General features: G+C 67.5%; 19 protein-coding genes. 15 read left to right on the top strand and 4 right to left on the bottom strand.

Features of this window, described 5'->3' with window-relative positions; genetic code table 11:
- Positions 1-5 precede the first annotated feature (5 nt).
- From H6900_03745 to H6900_03730, 4 genes are all read left to right on the top strand, one after another.
- On the top strand, positions 6-617 hold the full coding sequence (locus H6900_03745) for a hypothetical protein (protein MCC0072385.1): 612 nt from the start codon (positions 6-8) through the stop codon (positions 615-617).
- Positions 618-682: 65 nt separating this feature from the next.
- Positions 683-1,126 (top strand): YaiI/YqxD family protein, encoded by a 444-nt coding sequence (locus tag H6900_03740; protein MCC0072384.1) that lies wholly within the window; start codon positions 683-685, stop codon positions 1,124-1,126.
- Entirely contained in the window at positions 1,123-2,055 is a 933-nt protein-coding gene (locus tag H6900_03735; GenBank protein MCC0072383.1) for a DMT family transporter, read from the top strand. The genes H6900_03740 and H6900_03735 overlap by 4 nt, the downstream gene beginning before the upstream one ends.
- Before the next feature lie 81 nt (positions 2,056-2,136).
- Positions 2,137-2,445 carry an H-NS histone family protein gene (locus H6900_03730; protein MCC0072382.1) on the top strand — a complete coding sequence of 103 codons (309 nt, stop codon included), beginning with the start codon at positions 2,137-2,139 and terminating at the stop codon, positions 2,443-2,445.
- Between the two features lie 53 nt (positions 2,446-2,498).
- Here the strand turns inward: H6900_03730 and map are convergent, their stop codons facing one another.
- Both map and sfsA read right to left on the bottom strand, forming a co-directional pair.
- On the bottom strand, positions 2,499-3,350 hold the full coding sequence (gene map, locus H6900_03725; protein ID MCC0072381.1) for a type I methionyl aminopeptidase: 852 nt from the start codon (positions 3,348-3,350) through the stop codon (positions 2,499-2,501).
- 36 nt (positions 3,351-3,386) lie between these two features.
- On the bottom strand, positions 3,387-4,085 hold the full coding sequence (gene sfsA / locus H6900_03720) for a DNA/RNA nuclease SfsA (protein MCC0072380.1): 699 nt from the start codon (positions 4,083-4,085) through the stop codon (positions 3,387-3,389).
- Between the two features lie 83 nt (positions 4,086-4,168).
- Here sfsA and H6900_03715 point away from each other — a divergent pair, with 83 nt between their 5' ends.
- The 7 genes from H6900_03715 to H6900_03685 all read left to right on the top strand — a co-directional run bounded on the left by H6900_03715 (position 4,169) and on the right by H6900_03685 (position 10,658).
- On the top strand, positions 4,169-4,894 hold the full coding sequence (locus H6900_03715) for a competence/damage-inducible protein A (protein MCC0072379.1): 726 nt from the start codon (positions 4,169-4,171) through the stop codon (positions 4,892-4,894).
- On the top strand, positions 4,891-5,571 hold the full coding sequence (locus tag H6900_03710; protein ID MCC0072378.1) for a GNAT family N-acetyltransferase: 681 nt from the start codon (positions 4,891-4,893) through the stop codon (positions 5,569-5,571). The genes H6900_03715 and H6900_03710 overlap by 4 nt, the downstream gene beginning before the upstream one ends.
- Positions 5,568-6,131 carry a peroxidase-related enzyme gene (locus tag H6900_03705; GenBank protein ID MCC0072377.1) on the top strand — a complete coding sequence of 188 codons (564 nt, stop codon included), beginning with the start codon at positions 5,568-5,570 and terminating at the stop codon, positions 6,129-6,131. The genes H6900_03710 and H6900_03705 overlap by 4 nt, the downstream gene beginning before the upstream one ends.
- A 108-nt stretch (positions 6,132-6,239) precedes the next feature.
- On the top strand, positions 6,240-7,478 hold the full coding sequence (locus H6900_03700; GenBank protein ID MCC0072376.1) for an MFS transporter: 1,239 nt from the start codon (positions 6,240-6,242) through the stop codon (positions 7,476-7,478).
- The gene (gene gph, locus H6900_03695; protein MCC0072375.1) at positions 7,475-8,125 is read left to right on the top strand and encodes a phosphoglycolate phosphatase; all 651 of its coding nucleotides are present in this window, start codon (positions 7,475-7,477) and stop codon (positions 8,123-8,125) included. The genes H6900_03700 and gph overlap by 4 nt, the downstream gene beginning before the upstream one ends.
- 181 nt (positions 8,126-8,306) lie before the next feature.
- A complete protein-coding gene (locus tag H6900_03690; GenBank protein MCC0072374.1) occupies positions 8,307-9,803 on the top strand; it encodes a SulP family inorganic anion transporter in 1,497 nt (498 codons plus the stop codon).
- Positions 9,804-9,815: 12 nt separating this feature from the next.
- Positions 9,816-10,658, top strand: a complete 843-nt coding sequence (locus H6900_03685) for a universal stress protein (GenBank protein MCC0072373.1) — start codon at positions 9,816-9,818, stop codon at positions 10,656-10,658.
- Here the strand turns inward: H6900_03685 and H6900_03680 are convergent.
- Positions 10,655-11,812 (bottom strand): glycosyltransferase, encoded by a 1,158-nt coding sequence (locus H6900_03680; protein MCC0072372.1) that lies wholly within the window; start codon positions 11,810-11,812, stop codon positions 10,655-10,657. The two genes, H6900_03685 and H6900_03680, sit on opposite strands and share 4 nt — an antisense overlap.
- A 118-nt stretch (positions 11,813-11,930) precedes the next feature.
- On the opposite strand from H6900_03680, the gene H6900_03675 reads away from it, so the two are divergent.
- On the top strand, positions 11,931-13,634 hold the full coding sequence (locus H6900_03675) for a hypothetical protein (protein MCC0072371.1): 1,704 nt from the start codon (positions 11,931-11,933) through the stop codon (positions 13,632-13,634).
- A gap of 8 nt (positions 13,635-13,642) precedes the next feature.
- Positions 13,643-14,455, top strand: a complete 813-nt coding sequence (locus H6900_03670; GenBank protein ID MCC0072370.1) for a glycosyltransferase — start codon at positions 13,643-13,645, stop codon at positions 14,453-14,455.
- Here the strand turns inward: H6900_03670 and H6900_03665 are convergent.
- Positions 14,428-15,648: a glycosyltransferase gene (locus H6900_03665; protein ID MCC0072369.1), complete on the bottom strand. Its 1,221-nt coding sequence runs from the start codon at positions 15,646-15,648 to the stop codon at positions 14,428-14,430. The genes H6900_03670 and H6900_03665 overlap by 28 nt on opposite strands.
- A gap of 246 nt (positions 15,649-15,894) precedes the next feature.
- Here H6900_03665 and H6900_03660 point away from each other — a divergent pair, with 246 nt between their 5' ends.
- Positions 15,895-17,202 (top strand): oligosaccharide flippase family protein, encoded by a 1,308-nt coding sequence (locus H6900_03660; GenBank protein ID MCC0072368.1) that lies wholly within the window; start codon positions 15,895-15,897, stop codon positions 17,200-17,202.
- A gap of 109 nt (positions 17,203-17,311) precedes the next feature.
- The gene (locus H6900_03655; protein ID MCC0072367.1) at positions 17,312-18,193 is read left to right on the top strand and encodes a CpsD/CapB family tyrosine-protein kinase; all 882 of its coding nucleotides are present in this window, start codon (positions 17,312-17,314) and stop codon (positions 18,191-18,193) included.
- Positions 18,194-18,205: the final 12 nt, after the last annotated feature.

Raw genomic sequence — 18,205 nt, 5'->3', positions numbered from 1 at the left:
GGGTCATGATTGCCCGCATTCTTGCCCTGCTGGTCACGATCCTGACGGCGCAGGCCGCGCTGGCGCAGGACTTTCCCGCGCTGCACCGCGTCTCGGGCGTCGCCGGGAACGACGTGCTGAACATCCGGGCCGAACCTTCGGCGCGCGCCGCCATCGTGGGCCATCTGGCGCCGAACGCCACCGACATCGAGGTTGTCGGCCTGTCCGAGGATCGCGCCTGGGGTCTGGTGCGCCATCACGAAGACGGCGGCTGGGCGTCGATGCGCTATCTGACGCGCCGGGGGACCGATCGCTGGATCGACGGCACCGTTGCGATGACCTGCGTCGGGACCGAGCCTTTCTGGACGCTGGCCTTTCACCTGCCGACGAATGGCGCGGACTACAGCGCCGCCGATGGCGATTTCGCGCTGGTCACGGATGCGCCGAACCTGCCGCAAACGCAGTATCCGCGCACCCTCGCCGTGCCGTTCACCGGCGCGCGGCAGGGCTTTGCCGTGGTGCGCCAGGGCCTGTGTTCGGATGGCATGAGCGACCTGCCCTATGGGTTGGAGGTTCAGGTCTACTGGCGCGGCACTCCGGGCGGTGGGCTGAGCGGCTGCTGCCGGCTGGGCCACTGAACGCCCGCGCCTTGCCAAGCGGGCCGCGGGGCGCCTAAATGTGCGCGTTGACCCGACAGGTGCCCATGCCGCTTTTCATCGATGCCGACGCCTGCCCCGTGCGCGAGGAATCCTTGCGTGTCGCCCTGCGCCACGGCGTGGCGGTCCGCATCGTTTCGAACGGCGGTATCCGACCGGTCGATCACCCGCTGGTGCAGAATGTCTATGTCGATCAGGGCGCCGACGCGGCGGACAAATGGATTGCCGCGCAGACCGGCCCGGACGATGTGGTGGTCACCGCCGACATTCCGCTGGCCGCGCGCTGTATCGACACCGGCGCACAGGTGCTGAAGCCGGACGGCACGGTGCTGACGCCGGCGAACATCGGCCAGGTGCTGGCGATGCGCGACCTTGCGGCGGACCTGCGGGCCGCCGATCCGTTCCGCCAGGGTTCGGGCAAAAGCTTTTCTGCCCGCGACCGGTCGCGGTTCACGCAGACTCTGGAACGCCTGCTGGGCGCGAAGCGATGAGGGCGTCGCCCTCGGCCGTCACGCTGGGCACGCTCAGCGCGGTGGGCGGGTCGCTGGCCTTTTCGCTGGGCGACATGTCGATCAAGTTCCTGTCGGGCGGCTATCCGCTGCACGAGATCGTGCTGATCCGTTCGGTGATCGGTCTGGCGATCCTGCTGGGGGCGGTCATTCCGCTGGCTGGCGGATATGGTCTGCTGCGCACCCGTCAGCCGGGCAAGCACCTGCTGCGCGGCGCCTTCGTCGTGGCGGCCAACATGACCTTCTTCCTGGCGCTGTCCGCCATGCCGCTGGCGAACGCGACAGCGATCTTCTACGTCAGCCCGCTGATGATCGCGTTGTTCTCGATCCTGTTCCTGGGCGAACACGTCGGGCCGCGCCGCTGGGCTGCCATTGCGGTTGGCCTGTTGGGCGCAATGGTCATGGTCCGCCCCGGCAGCGACACGTTCAGCACCATTGCGCTGCTGCCGCTGGTCTCGGCGGCGTGCTACGCGGGGCTGAACACGATGACGCGCAAGCTGGGCCCGGGCGAAAGCGCGGCGACGATGGCGTTCTACATTCAGCTGACCTTCATCGCCTTCAGCGTCGTATTCGGGCTGGCGGTCGGCAACGGGCGCTTTGATCCGGGCGGCGACAGCACGCTTTCGTTCCTGTTGCGCGAATGGGTCTGGCCCGCGCCCGCCGATCTGCCGTTCTTTGCGCTGGCCGGGTTCGGCACGGCCCTGGGCGGGTTGATGATCTCGCAGGCTTATCGGCTGTGCGAGGCGGCGCTGGTCGCCCCTCTGGAATACGCGGCATTGCCCATGGCCATTTTCTGGGGGCTGACGGTTTTCGGCGATTGGCCGGATGCGGTTTCCTGGATCGGAATTGCGCTGATCCTGGGGGCCGGTATATACATGGTCCTGCGCGAAGCCCGACCCGCTGCGAGGTAACAGTTTTGCGAAATGCAATTGACGTTTTTTAGTAGACCTGCCATTCGATTTTTTTGAGGAACCTATAAAAAGGACGAGATGATGGATCTGGACAGTCTGTCGCTGGCTGAGTTGAAGCAACTCAGAAAGGACGTGGAAGCCGCCATAACCGATTTCACCGAGCGCGAGCGCCGCAAGGCCCTGGCCGAGGTCGAGGCCTTTGCCCGCGAGCGGGGCCTTTCGCCGGCCGATCTGGCCAGCCTGGGCGTCAAGCGCACTCGCAAGCCGGCCGCGCCGAAATACGCCAATCCGGCCGATCCGTCGCAAACCTGGACTGGTCGGGGACGGCGGCCTCATTGGATCGAAGCGGCGCTGTCGGCCGGTAAATCGCTGGACGATCTGGCAATTTGACAGGCCGTATCGTGCCAGGAAAATAGCCGCCCTGGCCGGGCGGCTATTTTTTTTCAACCCCAGGTGGGATAAAATCGGTCAGCAGGCGAGAGCGTAAAGATTTCGCAACCGCCAGAGGTAACGCCGACCGAATGTTCGAATTGGGCCGACAGGGATTTGTCGCGGGTGATGGCGGTCCAATCGTCGGAAAGGACCTTGGTTTCAGCGCGTCCCAGGTTCACCATCGGCTCGATGGTGAAGAACATGCCTTCCTCCAGCACCGCCTCGCGCCCCGGTCGGCCATAGTGCAGCACGTTCGGCGGCGCGTGGAACACCCGACCCAGCCCGTGGCCGCAGAAATCGCGCACCACGGACATGCGCTGCGCCTCGACATAGCTCTGGATCGCGTAGCCGATGTCGCCAAAGGTGTTGCCCGGACGGACGGCCTCGATCCCCTTCATCAGCGCGTCATGGGTGACCTGGATCAGCCGCATCGCAAAGGGTTTCGGCGTGCCGGCGATATACATGCGCGAGGTGTCGCCATACCAGCCGTCAACGATCACCGTCACGTCGATGTTCAGGATGTCGCCGTCCTGAAAGGCGTCGTCGGTGCGCTTCTTCTCGTTGCGGCCGGTGGGAATGGCGCTGCCGGGAATGCCGTGGCAGACGACGTGATTGGTGCTGATGCAACTGGCATGCTTGTAGCCGCGATAGCCGATGGTCGCCGATTTGGCGCCGTGAGCGTGCACCATCCCCTCGATCAGGCGATCGAGGGCGCCGGTGGTCTGGCCCGGGGCGACATGCGGCGCGATATCGTCGAGGATCTGTGCGGCGACCTGCCCGGCCTTGCGCATTCCGGCGAAATCCTCGGCCGAATGGATGCGGATGCCGTCGCGGGTGACCTGGCCATTGTGGGTATCGTTCACGGGCGGACCTCTTGTTCTGCCGGCCCTAAATAGGCGTTATCCGCGCGAAACGCCAGACTGGGGGCTGTCGTCCACCGGAACCGGCCCTGTCGCCTGCACCCCTTGCGGGGTGATCCGCGTGCCCAGTGCCAGCATCCGCACCCCGGCGGCGCGCGCCTGATCGAAGGCGCGCGCATAGGCGGGGTCGATGTCAGCGGCGATCCGCACCCGCGCGACATCGTCGCGCGACATCAGATAGAGCATCGCGGCGCCCTGCCCCTGCGCCGCGGCGCGCGTCAGTTCGTGCAGGTGCCTTGTGCCGCGGGCGGTCACGCTGTCGGGGAATTCACCCCAGCCGCCCCGCGCGAGGGTGACGCTTTTCACCTCAAGCAAGGTGCCGTCGCCCAGCACGAAATCCAGGCGCGAGGATTGGCCGATCTTGACCTCGGCGCGGAAATCGCCCGCATTCAGGAAGCCGCCGCGCAGGGCCTCGGCCACCACGCGGTTGGCGAGGGCGGTATCCACCACCGCCCGGCCGGTGCCCGTTTCGACCAGTTTCCACGACCAGCGCAGTTTTCGCGCGGGGTCGTCGTTGGCTTCGATCCAGCAGGTCATGCCGGGGTCGGCCATGCCCAGCATCGACCCGGGGTTCGCGCAATGCACCGTCACCGTCCGGCCGTCCAGATCCATATCCGCGAGAAACCGCTTGTAGCGGCGGATCAGGGTGGCGCGGTGCAGGGGGCGAGGAAACTCCATACCCCCGGGAATAACCCCGCCGCGCCCGATTGGAAACGCCCGCAAAGCGGGGTAACGTCCGGACAATCAGGAAAGAGACCGCCATGCCGAACCCCACCGCCGCCATGCTCGTCATCGGGGATGAGATCCTTTCGGGTCGCACCCGTGACACCAACACCCACCACCTGGCCAACGCCCTGACCGCCCGTGGCATCCGCCTGCGTGAGGTGCGTGTGGTGGCCGACGAACACGACGCGATCGTGCTGGCGGTGAACGCGCTCAGGGCCTCGCATGACCATGTGTTCACCTCGGGCGGGATCGGCCCGACGCATGACGACATCACCGCCGACGCGGTTGCCGCCGCCTTTGGCGCCCCCATCGGCGTGCGCGAGGATGCGCACCAGATCCTGCGCGCGCATTACCAGCGCACCGGGCTGGAGCTGAACGAGATGCGCCTCAGGATGGCCCGCATCCCTGAAGGCGCCGCGCTGATCGACAACCCGATCTCTGCCGCGCCCGGGTTCACGCTGGGCAATGTCCATGTGATGGCCGGCGTTCCCGCGATCTTCGAGGCGATGGTCGCGGGCGTTCTGCCGGGCCTGACGGGCGGCGATCCGCTGCTCAGCCAGATGATCGACGTGCAGCGCGGCGAGGGCGAGATCGCGCGCCCGCTGGCCGATCTGGCCGCGCGCTATCCCGATCTCAGCTTTGGCTCGTATCCTTATCAGCGAAACGGCGCCTATGGCACGCAACTGGTGGTGCGCGGCACCGACGCCGCGCAACTGGACGCGGCGATGGTGGCGCTGGCGGCGCTGGCGGCCCAACCATGAGCGCCGCGCTGTTCGACGCGCTGGACGCCACCTGGCCGCCCGCGGCAAGTGAAACCGTCGGGGGCTATCGGCGCGCCGATGGCGCGGGCGGCGGCAAGCGGGTCAGCGCGACGGTCCTGACGGGCGAATTCGACCCCGCCGACCTGCCCGACGACCCGTTGTTTCAGGTCCGCCCCGGCCAGCAGGCGCTGGATGCCGCGCTCGAGGCGCGCGGTTACCATGTCGTGGACCCGACCGTGCTGATGGCCGCCCCCGTCGCCACCGTGGCCGAGGCCCCGCGCCCGATTTCCTTGTTGCCGATGTGGCCGCCGCTGGCCATTCAGCGCGCGCTGTGGGCCGAGGGCGGGATCGGGCCCGAACGGCTGGCGGTCATGCATCGCGCCTGCCTGCCCAGGATGGGCTTCATCGCGCGCTTTCAGAATCGCGCCGCCGGGGTCGGGTTCGCCGCCGTGAACCGGGGGATCGCCATGCTGCACGCCCTGCACGTGGAGCCCGCGTTCCGCCGCCAGGGCGTCGCCCGCTACATGGTGCGCGGCATTGCGGACTGGGCGGCGCAAAACGGCGCCGACACCTTTGCATTGGCCGTCACGCAGGCGAACGCCCCGGCCCGCGCGCTTTATTCCGCCCTCGGCATGGCCGAGGTTTCCGTCTACCACTACAGGGAGAAGACCCGATGACCCGCATTTCCGCCCTCGATCTGCCGCCGGTCGATCCGCTGCCCGAGGCCACGCAACGGTATTTCGACATCTGCCAGGAAAAGCTGGGGATGATCCCCAACGTGCTGCGGGCGCACAGCTTCGACATCACCAAGCTGAACGCCTTCACGGCGATGTATAACGACCTGATGCTGGGCGCCTCGGGCCTGTCGAAACTGGAACGCGAGATGATCGCCGTCGTCGTCAGCTCGATCAACCGTTGCTGGTATTGCCAGGTCGCGCATGGCGCGGCTTTGCGGCAGTTGTCGGGCAACCCGGCGCTGGGCGAGGCGCTGGTGATGAACTGGCGCATGGCGCATCTGGACGCCCGGCAGACCGCCATGCTGGCCTTTGTCGAAAAGGCCACCAAGGCCTCCAGCGAGATCGTCGAGACCGACCGGCAGGCGCTGCGCGACGTGGGTTTCACCGACCGCGACATCTTTGACATCGCCTCGGTCACCGGGTTCTACAACATGTCGAACCGCGTCGCCTCGGCTATCGCGATGGAACCGAACGCCGAGTACCACGCACAGTTCCGCTGAGGGGCTTGACCCGGGCGCCACCCGGGGCACCTTTCGCATTCACCTTGCCGCAAACACGCCGGAGATCGTGGGCAGAGCCCCCTCTCCGGCCGCATCGAGTCCGCCCGCATGTCGCAAAAGGCCCCCCTCATCACCCCCGTTCTGATCGGCGGGTGCATCATCATCCTGTTCGGCTTTGCCGCGCGGGCCTCGTTTGGGGTGTTCCAGATCCCCATCGCCAGCGAATTCGGCTGGCCCCGATCGGAATTTTCCTTGGCGATCGCCATCCAGAACCTGGCCTGGGGGATCGGTCAGCCGATCTTTGGCGCGCTGGCGGAACGATTCGGCGACCGCAAGGCGATCATCCTGGGCGCGTTGACCTATGCGCTGGGGCTGGTGCTGTCGTCCTGGGCCATCACCCCGGGCGCGATGCAGGCCTATGAGATTCTGGTGGGTTTCGGCATCGCCGGCACCGGGTTCGGCGTGATCCTGGCCGTGGTGGGGCGCGCCGCCTCTGACGAGAACCGGTCGCTTGCGCTGGGGATCGCCACGGCGGCGGGGTCGGCGGGTCAGGTGATCGGCGCACCGATCGCCGAATTGCTGCTGGCCTCGTTCCCGTGGCAGACCGTCTTTCTGATCTTTGCCGTCGCAATCCTGGCGACCCTGTTCGCGCTGCCGATGATGCGCAGCCCGCAGTTGGCCAGCCGTGCCGAACTGGAGCAATCGCTGGGTCAGGCGCTGACCCGCGCGTTCCGCGATCCCAGCTTCACCCTGATTTTCCTGGGGTTCTTCTCGTGCGGCTATCAACTGGCCTTCATCACCGCGCATTTCCCGGCGATGGTGGCGGAAACCTGCGGCGCCATCGCCCCCAACGGTTTCCTGGCCGCGCTGGGGATTTCCACGACCTCGGCGCTGGGGGCGGTGGCGATCTCGGTCATCGGGCTGGCGAATATCGCGGGCACGCTGACCGCCGCCTGGGCCGGAAAACGCTGGAGCAAGAAATACCTGCTGGCCGGCATCTACCTGGGCCGCACCATCGCCGCCGCGCTGTTCATCGCGCTGCCGATCACGCCCGGATCGGTGCTGATCTTCTCGCTGGTGATGGGCGCGCTGTGGCTGGCGACGGTGCCGCTGACCTCGGGGCTGGTCGCGCATATTTACGGGCTGCGCTACATGGGCACGCTCTACGGGATCGTCTTCCTCAGCCACCAGATCGGCGGCTTCCTGGGCGTCTGGCTGGGCGGCAAGCTGTATGACGTCTACGGCAACTATACCCTGGTGTGGTGGATCGGCGTGGGGGTTGGCGCGTTCTCGGCGCTGGTGCATCTGCCGATCCGCGAGAACCGCCCGCAGATGGTTCCGGCATGAGGGCGGTCTTTGATCTGGACGGCACGCTGATCGACAGCGCGCCCGACATCCACGCCGCCGGATGCGCGGCGCTGGCGTCCGAGGGGCTGCCCCCGGTGACCGCCGAGCAGTCGCGCAGCTTCATCGGCAACGGCGCCCGCGTCTATGTCGAGCGGCTGGAACGGGCGGCGGCGGGCGGCAACGAGGCCCCCCGGACCGAGCGGCTGCGCCAGCATTTTGCCCGGGAATACGAGGTCGCGCACGCCCTGACCCGCATCTATCCGGGTGTGGAACAGGCCCTGCACCTGCTGAAATCGCAAGGCTGGCGCCTGGGGCTGTGCACCAACAAACCCATCGCGCCAACCCTCAGCGTTCTGGCGCATTTCGGATGGGGAGCGTTGTTCGAAACCGTTCTGGGCGGCGACAGCCTGCCGGTCAACAAGCCCGACCCCGCACCTCTGCGCGCCACGCTCGCGGGACTGGGCGAGGGCCCCGCCGTCTATGTCGGCGACAGCGAGGTCGATGCCGCCACCGCGCAGGCGGCCGGGGTGCCCTTTGCCCTGTTCACCTCGGGCTACCGCAAGACCCCGGTCGCCGAAATCGCGCATCAGCGCGCCTTTGAGGACTGGGCCGACCTGCCCGCCATCGCCCGGGCCCTGGCGCGCTGAGACCGTTTCGGGTTGCGATCCCGGGCGAAATGCCGTCTATGCGCCGAAATCCCTTTCGGACCCGGTGCGATCCCGGGTGGCTCTTCCGGCCGCTGATCCGCCGGACAACCCTTTGACGCGTGCTGACCCCGTGCCGGCCCCCCCCCCGACGGGCCAACCGACACTGGCCGCAGGATTGCTGATGATCTCTCTTCTGGACTACCGCGCCCAATGGTTCGGCAACATTCGCGGCGACCTGCTGTCCGGCCTGGTCGTGGCACTGGCGCTGATCCCTGAGGCGATCGCCTTTTCCATCATCGCCGGCGTCGATCCCAAGGTGGGGCTGTATGCCAGCTTTTCCATCGCCGTGCTGATCGCCTTTGTCGGCGGGCGGCCCGGGATGATCTCGGCCGCGACCGCGGCAACGGCGGTGCTGATGGTGACGCTGGTGCGCGACCATGGGCTGCAATACCTGCTGGCGGCGACCGTGCTGGCCGGGGTCTTGCAGGTGGGCGCCGGACTGCTGCGGCTGGGCCGGTTCATGCGCTTCGTGTCCAAGTCGGTGATGACGGGTTTCGTCAACGCGCTGGCGATCCTGATCTTCATGGCCCAACTGCCCGAACTGAACCCCGCCACCCCGGGGGTCACCTGGCTGACCTATGCGCTGGTCGCGGCCGGGCTGGCGATCATCTACCTGTTTCCGTTGCTGACCCGGGCGGTGCCTTCGCCGCTGGTCACGATCCTGGTGCTGACCGCGCTGGTCGTGGGCATGGGATGGGATGTGCGCACCGTGGGCGACATGGGCGCCCTGCCCGACACGCTGCCCGTTTTCCTGATCCCCGACGTGCCGCTGACCTGGGAGACGGTCCTCATCATCCTGCCCTATTCCGCCGCTGTCGCGGTGGTGGGCCTGCTGGAAAGCCTGATGACGCAGAACCTGGTGGACGAGCTGACCGACACCCGGTCCGACCGCAACCAGGAATGCATCGGTCAGGGCGTGGCGAACATGGCGACCGCATTCATCGGCGGCATGGCAGGCTGCGCGATGATCGGGCAATCCATGATCAACGTGAAATCCGGCGGTCGGGGGCGGCTTTCGACCTTTACCGCCGGGCTGGTGCTGCTGGTCCTGGTGACGGGACTGGGCGATCTGGTGGCGCGCATCCCGATGCCGGCGCTGGTCGCGATCATGATCATGGTGTCCATCGGCACGTTTTCCTGGTCGTCGATCACCGCGCTGCGGGTGCATCCGCGCTCGTCCTCGGTCGTGATGATCGCGACCGTGGTCACCGTGGTCTACACGCACAACCTGGCCATCGGGGTGCTGGTCGGCGTGCTGCTGTCGGGGATCTTCTTTGCCGGCAAGATCGCGCAGCTTTTCCGCGTGCAGTCCACCCTGTCGGCGGACGGGCGCACCCGCACCTATGTCGTCGAGGGGCAGCTTTTCTATGCTTCGGTCGAACAGTTTGCTGCCGCCTTCGATTTCCGCGAGGTGCTGGATCACGCCGTCATCGACGTGAGCCGCGCGCATATCTGGGACATCAGCTCGGTTCAGGCGTTGGATATGGTGGTGCTGAAGTTCCGCCGCGAGGGGGCCACTGTGCAGGTCATCGGCCTGAACCGGGCCTCGGAAACGCTGGTCGATACGCTGGCCATTCACGACAAGCCCGGCGCGATGGATGCGCTGGGCGGGCATTGAGGGGGGTAGGACATGAGCAAGATCCTGGCGTTGCTGGATGGTTCGATCTATGCGCAAAGCGTCTGCCACCACGCCGCCTGGATCGCCGCGCGGCTGGGCGCCCCGGTCGAGGCGATGCATGTCCTGGGCCGGCCCTCGGGGGTGGACACGCCGGACCTGTCCGGCGCGTTGCGGCTGGGCGCGCGGTCGAAACTGCTGAGCGAACTGGCGGCGCTGGACGAACAGCGCGCGAAACTGGCCGCCGCACAGGGGCACGCGATCCTCGAGGATGCCGAAACGATCCTGCGCGCGGATGGCGTGACGCAGGTGTCGCGGCGTCTGCGTCGGGGCGACCTGCTGGACGCCCTGCACGAGGTCGAAGCCGACACCCGCGCCATCGTCCTGGGCAAACGCGGCGAGGGCGCGGATTTCGCCAGCGGCCACCTGGGGTCTAACCTGGAACGCATCGTGCGCAGCACGCAGGTGCCCGTTCTGGTGGCGGCGCGTGCCTTTCGTCCCGTCGCGCGGGTTCTGCTGGCCTATGACGACAGCCCCAGCGCCCGCCGCGCCGTGGACCGCATGGCCAACAGCCCGGTCTTTGCGGGGCTTTCGGTCACGGTCGCGCATGTCGGCGGCACGAACCCCGCGGTGACCGAACCCGCCCTGACGCGGCTCAGGGCGGCCGGGCTTTCCGTCACGCCCCGCACCCTGCCCGGAGAGCCCGACGCGGTGCTGGGCCGCCTGATTGCCGAGGACGGGTTCGACCTGCTGGTGATGGGCGCCTATGGCCACAGCCGCATCCGCACCCTGATCATCGGATCGACCACGACCGCGATGATCCAGACCGTCCGCGCCCCGGTCCTGCTGTATCGCTAGGGTTCCAGCCCCGCGATCTCGCGCAGGTCGGTCATGCGGCTGGCAAAGACCGTCTCGAAGCTGCACTTGCGCGCGAAATCGACACCCCGGACCGAGGCCGCGATGATCGCCTCGCGGTCGGCGTGCAGCCGTTCGATGCGCCGCGCCATCGCGGACGGGGACGGGTGCACCGTCCAGCCCGCCTGCGATTCGGCCTGCATCCGTCGCCACATGCGGTTGCGGTAACCCAGGATCGGCAAGCCGCAGCCCAAGGCCTCGACATAGGACCCCAGCGGCGTCGGCAGGCGGCGGGGCTGCACGAACAGATCGGCCTCGCGGCGCAGGCGCGGCACCAGAACCGGGTCGAAGGCCCCCATGGGACCCAGCGTCACCCGATCCTTCAACCCCAGCGCGGCGATGCCATCGCGCAACCGCCCCTCGAGCGGACCAGAGCCGAACAGCGCCATATGGAAGGGCAGGCCGCGCAGGTCCAGCAGATGCGCCAGCCGCAGCAGATCCTGAACCCCCGAGGCCGCGTCGAGCAGCCCGAACCAGGCCAGGCGCAACGGATCGCCCCGGCGCAGGGCCTCGGCACGGGCCCGTTGTTCCCCCTCGCGCACGAACATCGGGGTGCGGATGCGGTTGTCCAGAAAGCGCAAGGCGCGCGGGTTCAGCCGGCGATAGGCATCATGCGCGGGATACCCGTCGCACTGGATGCCGGCCGCGTCCCTGAGCGCGGCGCGCAGCCGCGGTTCCTGCCTGAGCGTCCACAGCAGGGACCCCAGCCGCCGGCGGATCGACGCGGGCCGCGCCATCACCTGCGCCAGGTGCCCGCTCAACGGTTCCTCGATCGTGTAGACGAGCTTTCCGAACCGGCCCAGCATCGCCTGCGGCAGATGCAGATACTGCATGTCGTCGGCCGCGACATAGACGACCGAAGCCTCGTCAAGCAGCAGTTCCGGAACCGGATCGCCGGGGTCCAGCACGATCAGGTCGAACCCCAGCTTTGCGGCGGCATAGCGCACAGGGTCCTCGATCGGAACGCCGGTCCGGCGCATGACGCAGCGCACGACCCCGGGCCAGAGCTGGCAATGCAGTTTCATGCCCTCGACGAACTTCACGTCGAGAACCACCTCGCCGCCGGGCAGTTCGATCAGCGGGGCGGGAGAGAGCATGACCAGGCTAGCCATTCGACCTGTCGTTTCCTGCAACCGTTTGTTGCCTGAGAAAACAGTGGAAACGCCCGGAAAGTCCATCCAAAATCGCCGGATGCTGAAGATTGGAACCTTTTCGATGGATTCACGACTGTTCCGGGCCCCCGCGCTGGTGGTGGCGATGGTGTTGGCGATGATCTTGCCGGCCGCCGCCCAGATCGACGTCGCCCCACGCGAAGGGCGTCGCGCACTGGGGCTGAACCTGGCCGAGGTCGTCGGCTGGTCCACGGAACTGCCCTTCATCGACGTAATGCACAACGCCACCCGCTGGACGGGCCACCTGCCGAACCAGTGGGGCGGTATGGACGAGGACGCGCTGCGCGCTGCCGGGGCGCTCGATGACGAGGGATGGATCGTGTCCTTTCCGCGCAGCGTGCGGCGGATCTCGACCTTTGTGTTGCAGGATCTGCCGGCGGGCATGACCTCGACCGCGGGAACCTGGCACGCGCAATGGGAAGGCACGGCCTATCTGGGGTTCAGCGGCGCGGTGCGGAACGTGCGCTACGGCGATCATTCCGCCACCTTCGACTATGTCCCGGGCGAGGGTGCGGTGCTGATCGAATTCAACCGCGGCACCCTCAGGAACCTGTCGGTCGTGCACGAACGCAATCTGGCACGCTTTGCGGCGGGCGAGATCTTCAACCCCGACTGGCTGGCGTTGGTGGGCGATGCGGCACAATTGCGGTTCATGGACTGGATGTTGACCAACAATTCCACCGTGCAGCACTGGGACGAGCGCGCGCAGGTATCGGATTATTCCTGGTCGCGGCGCGGTGTTCCGCTCGAAGTGATGCTCAGGCTGGCGAACGAGACGGGCGCCGAGCCCTGGTTCACCCTGCCCCATCTGGCCGATGACGCCTATGTCCGCGCCTTTGCGCAGATGGTGCGCGACGGGCTCAGGCCCGATTTGCGCGCCTGGTTCGAATTCTCGAACGAGGTCTGGAACTGGGGTTTCCAACAGGCCGACTGGGCGGAACAGAACGCGCGCGCGCGTTGGAACCAGGATTGGAAATGGGTGGAATTCGGCGCGGTCCGCGCGGCCGAGGTGATGCGCGTGATCGACGCGGTCTATGGCGACCAGACGGCCCGGCGCGTGCGGGTCCTGGGGCTGTTCACCGGCTGGCTGGGGCTGGAACACGACATGCTGGAGGCGCCCGACTATGTGGCCGAGGACCCGGCCCATCGCCCCCCGCACGAGGTCTTCGACGTGTTGGCCGTGACCGGCTATTTCACCGCCGAACTGCATTCCGAACGCAAACGCGAGATGATCCAGCAATGGTTGCACGACAGCCGCGCGGCGGCCGAGCAACAGGCCGACAGCCAGGGGCTGACCGGCGCCGCGCGCGACAGCTATGTCAGCGCGCACCGCTTCGACCGGGCCCTGGACTGGGCGGCAGCCGAGCTGCTGAACGGCGGCACCTCGGGCGATGCCGAAAACTCCATCCAGGACCTGCTGGACCGGACGCTGGCGCATCATGTCGCGGTGGCGCGGGACTATGGGCTGGCGCTGGTCATGTACGAGGGCGGCACGCATGTCGTCGTCCGGCCCGAGGACCACGGCGACACCGAGCTGGTCGCCTTTTTCGAGGCCCTGAACTATGCGCCGCAGATGGGCGATCTGTATCGCGCGCTGATCGCCGGGTGGCGGCAGCTCACGCCCGCGCCGTTCATGGCCTATATGGACATCGGCAAACCGTCGATCTGGGGCAGTTGGGGGACGCTCAGGTTCCTGGGTGACCGGAACCCGCGCTGGGACGCCCTGATCGAGGCCACCCGGCCGTGACCCTGTCGGTGATCCTGCCCGCCTGCAACGAGGGGGCCTATATCGACGCCTGCCTGGCGGCGCTGCTGGCCTCGGACGGGCCGGCCGTGGCGCAGGTCGTGGTCGCGGCGAACGGCTGCACCGACGACACGGTGGCCCGCGCCCGGGGGCATGACGGGGCCTTTGCCGCGCGCGGCTGGGCGCTGACGGTGCTGGACCTGCCCGCGCTGGGCAAGCCCGGCGCACTGAACGCGGGCGACGCGGCGGCCGTGTATCCGCTGCGCGCCTATCTGGACGCCGACGTGCAGGTTTCGCCCCCGCTCATGGCGCAGATCGCGGCGGCGCTGGCGGTGCCGGGGGCGCGCTATGTCTCGGGCACGCCCGTGGTGACGGCGCGGAGTTGGGTCAGCCGGGCCTATGCGCGGTTCTGGGTGCGGCTGCCCTTTGTCGCGCAGGGCGTTCCCGGGTTCGGGCTGTTCGCGGTGAACGCGGCAGGTCGCGCGCGCTGGGATGCGTTTCCGGCGATCATTTCGGATGACACCTATGTGCGCATCCAGTTCGCCCCGGACGAACGGGTGAAGCTGCCCGCCCCCTATCACTGGCCGCTGGTCGAGGGGTTCGCCCGTCTGGTGCGGGTGCGCAGACGGCAGGACCAGGGCGTGGTCGAACTGACGGCGCTGGCCCCCGATCTGATGGCGAACGAGGGCAAGGACAGCCCCTCGCGCGGGTGGCTGCTGCGGCGGCTGGTCGCGGACCCGCCGGCCTTTGCCGTCTATACGGCGGTCAAGCTGGCGGTGCGCCTTGGCGGGCGCGATCAGTCGGGTTGGGTTCGCGGGCGCTGAGCGAAAAGCTGGGCCAGCTTCGCGGCCTCGGTGTCGATGTTGTGGCGCATCATCACGCGCGCGCGGCCGGTGGTTCCCATGCGGCGCAATGCATCCGAAGGGGTGCTGGCCATTTCGATGATCGCCTCGGCCAGGGCGTCGGCGTCGCCGGCCGGCACCAGCCAGCCGGTGCGCCCGGCCTGCATCAACTCTGGCACGCCGGCGATCCAGGTGGCGATGACCGGGCGGGCGGCCACCATGGCCTCCATCACCACCATCGGCAGACCCTCGGCAAAAGAGGGCAGCACCAGCGCATGGGCGGCGTCGATGGCGCGGCGAACGCCGGATTCGTCCAGCCAACCGGTCAGCGTGACGCGGTGGCCCAGACCCTCGTGCGCGATGGCGCGTTCGATCGGCCGGCGCAGTTCGCCGTCGCCGACCAGCGTCAGGTGGACATCCAGACCACGGCGCATGACCTCGGCCATGGCCTCGATCAGGATCATCTGGCCCTTCTGTTCGGAAAAGCGCCCGATGTTGACCAGCGACAGCGGCCGCGTCTCTGGATAAGTGCGGACCGATGCATAGAGCTGCGGCTCGATTCCGCAATGCACCACCTTGATGCGCGACCAGTGGCGATACTCGACCAAACGGCACAGCTGGCTGCGCCCGAAGGACGAGATCGCGACGACGAAATCGGCCTTGCGAATCTTCAGCGGCAAGGCCAGCGCCGCCGGTTTGTCGAATTCCTCGGGTCCGTGCACGGTGAAGCTGTAGGGCCGGCCCGTCATCTGGGCGGCCAGCATCGCAACGGTGGCGGCGTTGGTGCCGAAATGGGCGTGCATCCGGTCGATCCTGCGGGCCACGACCTGCCGCGCGACATAGGCGGCCTCGATGAAATAGACCAGATGCCTGAGCAGCCCGGCCTCGGATCCGCGCGCCGCCTTGAGGGTCAGCGCAAAGGCCTGCCAGATTCCCAGCGGCGACTGAAGCCCGGCCAGGAACACCGACCAGATCAGCGCCGGCACGCCCTGGGACAGCACATGGTCGGTCCGGGTGGCCTCGTCTCGGTCGCCGGGATCGACAAGCTCGCCGTCGAAGGGGCGCATCGCCAGACGCTCTACCCCGATGCCCCGCCGCTCAAGCGCGCGAATCTCGCGCCGGATGAAGCTGTGCGAAGGCGCGGGGTAGGTGTTCAGTATGTAGCCGATCTTCACGCGGGCACCTGTCATTTCGATGAATACTCGCGCTAAGGGCGAAATCGGGCGAATTCAAGAAGCCGGCATGACATTGGCAAGGCGCTTGCGTCGCCACACTGGTGCCGTATTTACCATGCAGATCTGCCGGTATCCGAGCCAGTCTGACCCGACAGGCGATTCCCGCAACCGGAGTAACCCGTTTTGACCGATGTTGCCGTGACCGCACAAGCCAAGCCTCAGGGAACCGGACTGACCGCCCGCATCATGCGCTCGTCGATGTTCACCATCGCCGGGTTCGGCGCGCAACAGGCGATCCGCTTCGGTTCGAACCTGATCCTGGCGCGGCTGCTGTTCCCCGAGGCGTTCGGCACCATGGCCCTGGTCACGGTCCTGCTGGTCGGCCTGACGATGCTGTCGGACCTGGGCATCCAGCCCGCGATCCAGTCGTCCAAACGGGGCGACGACCCCGATTTCCTGAACACCGCCTGGACGCTGAACATGATCCGCGCGGTGATGCTCTTCGCCATCGCCTGCGCGTTGGCCTGGCCGATGGCCTGGTTCTACCATGAGCCGCTGCTGTTCCAGATGGTGCCCGTCGCCGCGACCAGCCTGCTGATCCTGTCGCTGGAACCCACGCGGGCCGAGACCGCCTCGCGTCACATGGCGCTGGGCCGAGTGACGATCCTGGAAATCAGCGCGCAGGTCATCAGCGTGATCGTCATGCTGCTGCTCGCCTGGGTCACGCAATCGATCTGGGCGCTGGTCGCCGGCAACCTGGTTGCCGCGGCTGCACGCGCCGGCCTGGCCTGGGTCATGCTGCCGGGGATCTCGAACCGCTGGCACCTGGACAGCGATTCGGCGCATGAGCTGATTCATTACGGCCGCTGGATCTTTTTCAGCACGGTCGCCGGCTTTCTGGTGCTGCAAAGCGACAAGTTGATCCTGGGGCATTACCTGTCGCTGGAGCAACTGGGCCTTTACAATATCGGCTATTTCCTGGCCGGATTTCCGCTGATGCTGGGCCAGTTGCTGGTTCAGCGGCTGATGATCCCGATCTACCGCGCCAGCCCGCCATCGGAATCTGCCGAGAATTTCGGCCGCCTGCGCCGCATCCGTTTCATGCTGTCGGGCATGTTGGTGGCCGGGGTGACCCCGCTGGCGCTGGCCGGCATCTATATCGTCGCGTGGCTCTATGACCCGCGCTATGCGGCCTCGGGGGCGGTGACGACGCTGGTGGCGATGGCGCTGCTGCCGCAGATGCTGTTCCTGACCTATGATCAGGTGGCGCTGGCCTCGGGCGATTCGCGTGGCTTTTTCACGCTGAACGCCACACGCGCGGTGGTTCTGGTGACGCTGCTCATCACGCTGGTGCCGCAGATCGGAATTCCTGGCGCGCCACTGTCGATGGCCACGACCGCGCTGCTGTCCTATCCGCTTCAGGTGCGGCTGGCGCGCAAATATGGCGCCTGGGACCCGTTGCATGACGGGGTGATGGCGGCAATCGCGCTGGCGCTGCTGGGTCTGGTGCTGGCGCTGCATGGCGATGTCCTGGCGCGGGTCTTTGACCTCTAGGGCGGCAAACACCTTTGTTCTGCCCTATTTGTGACAGGCTTTCCGGTCATCCCCTGTTAAGACTGTCGGCATCGAGGGTGGCCCCCGGGGGCCACCATGAGGGGTTTCCATGATCAACACGCGCATTCTGGAACAACGACTGGGCTGGAAGGTTCCTCGCGATGGCGACGAGGACACCCCGCCGCCCACGCGCCCCATCGCCCATGCGCCGATGCTGCAAGGGCGCGTCACCAACGCGCGCACCGGCCTGCCGCGCAGCCACCGGCGGGGCGCCGCCGATTCCGTCTGGGCCGAGATCCCGCAAGTCCTGAGTGCCCCCGATCGCCTGTCGGCAAAGGGCAGTGCGCCGTCCTTTGCCCGCGGCAGCGTCGGCGGCACGGCGATGGACCAGTTGCGCACGCAATTGCTGAGGGTGACCGCGGACAAGGGCTGGCGACGGATCGGCGTGACCTCGGCCCGGCGCGGGGCGGGGCGCAGCTTTGTCGCCGCCGGGCTGGCCGTCAGCATCGCCCGGCTGGAAACCCAGCGGGTTCTGCTGCTGGATGGCGATCTTGCCGATCCGGGCCTGGCAGACATGCTGGGGCTCAGCGCGCCCGGTTCGCTGGACGATGTGCTGGGCGGCACGCGCGATCCGCTGTCGCAACTGGTGCGCGTGGGCGATTCGATGGCGCTGGCGCTGAACGACCATCCGGTGCCCGCCGCGGACGAACGTCTCTATTCGCCCGACACGATCCTGCGTTGGCGCGCCTTGATGGAAGTCGCCGCGCCCGATGTCGTGATCCTCGATCTGCCGCCGCTTCTGGATGACGCCGTGATGATGGCGCTGATGCCGCAACTGGACGCGGTCCTGCTGGTGGCCGATGGTCTGAACAGCACCGCGCGCGACATCCTGGAATGCGAGCGGATCCTTGAGGGGCAGCTTCCCCTGCTGGGCATCGTCCTGAACAAGTCCGAGGACCGCGATTCGCGCCGGTCCACGCGGCGGCGCTGAACGGGGGCGCCC

Source organism: Rhodobacter sp. (genome assembly GCA_020637515.1).
Lineage (GTDB): Bacteria > Pseudomonadota > Alphaproteobacteria > Rhodobacterales > Rhodobacteraceae > Pararhodobacter.
The sequence above is the reverse complement of the archived record's forward strand: the minus strand, read 5'-3'. Positions and strand labels throughout refer to the sequence as shown.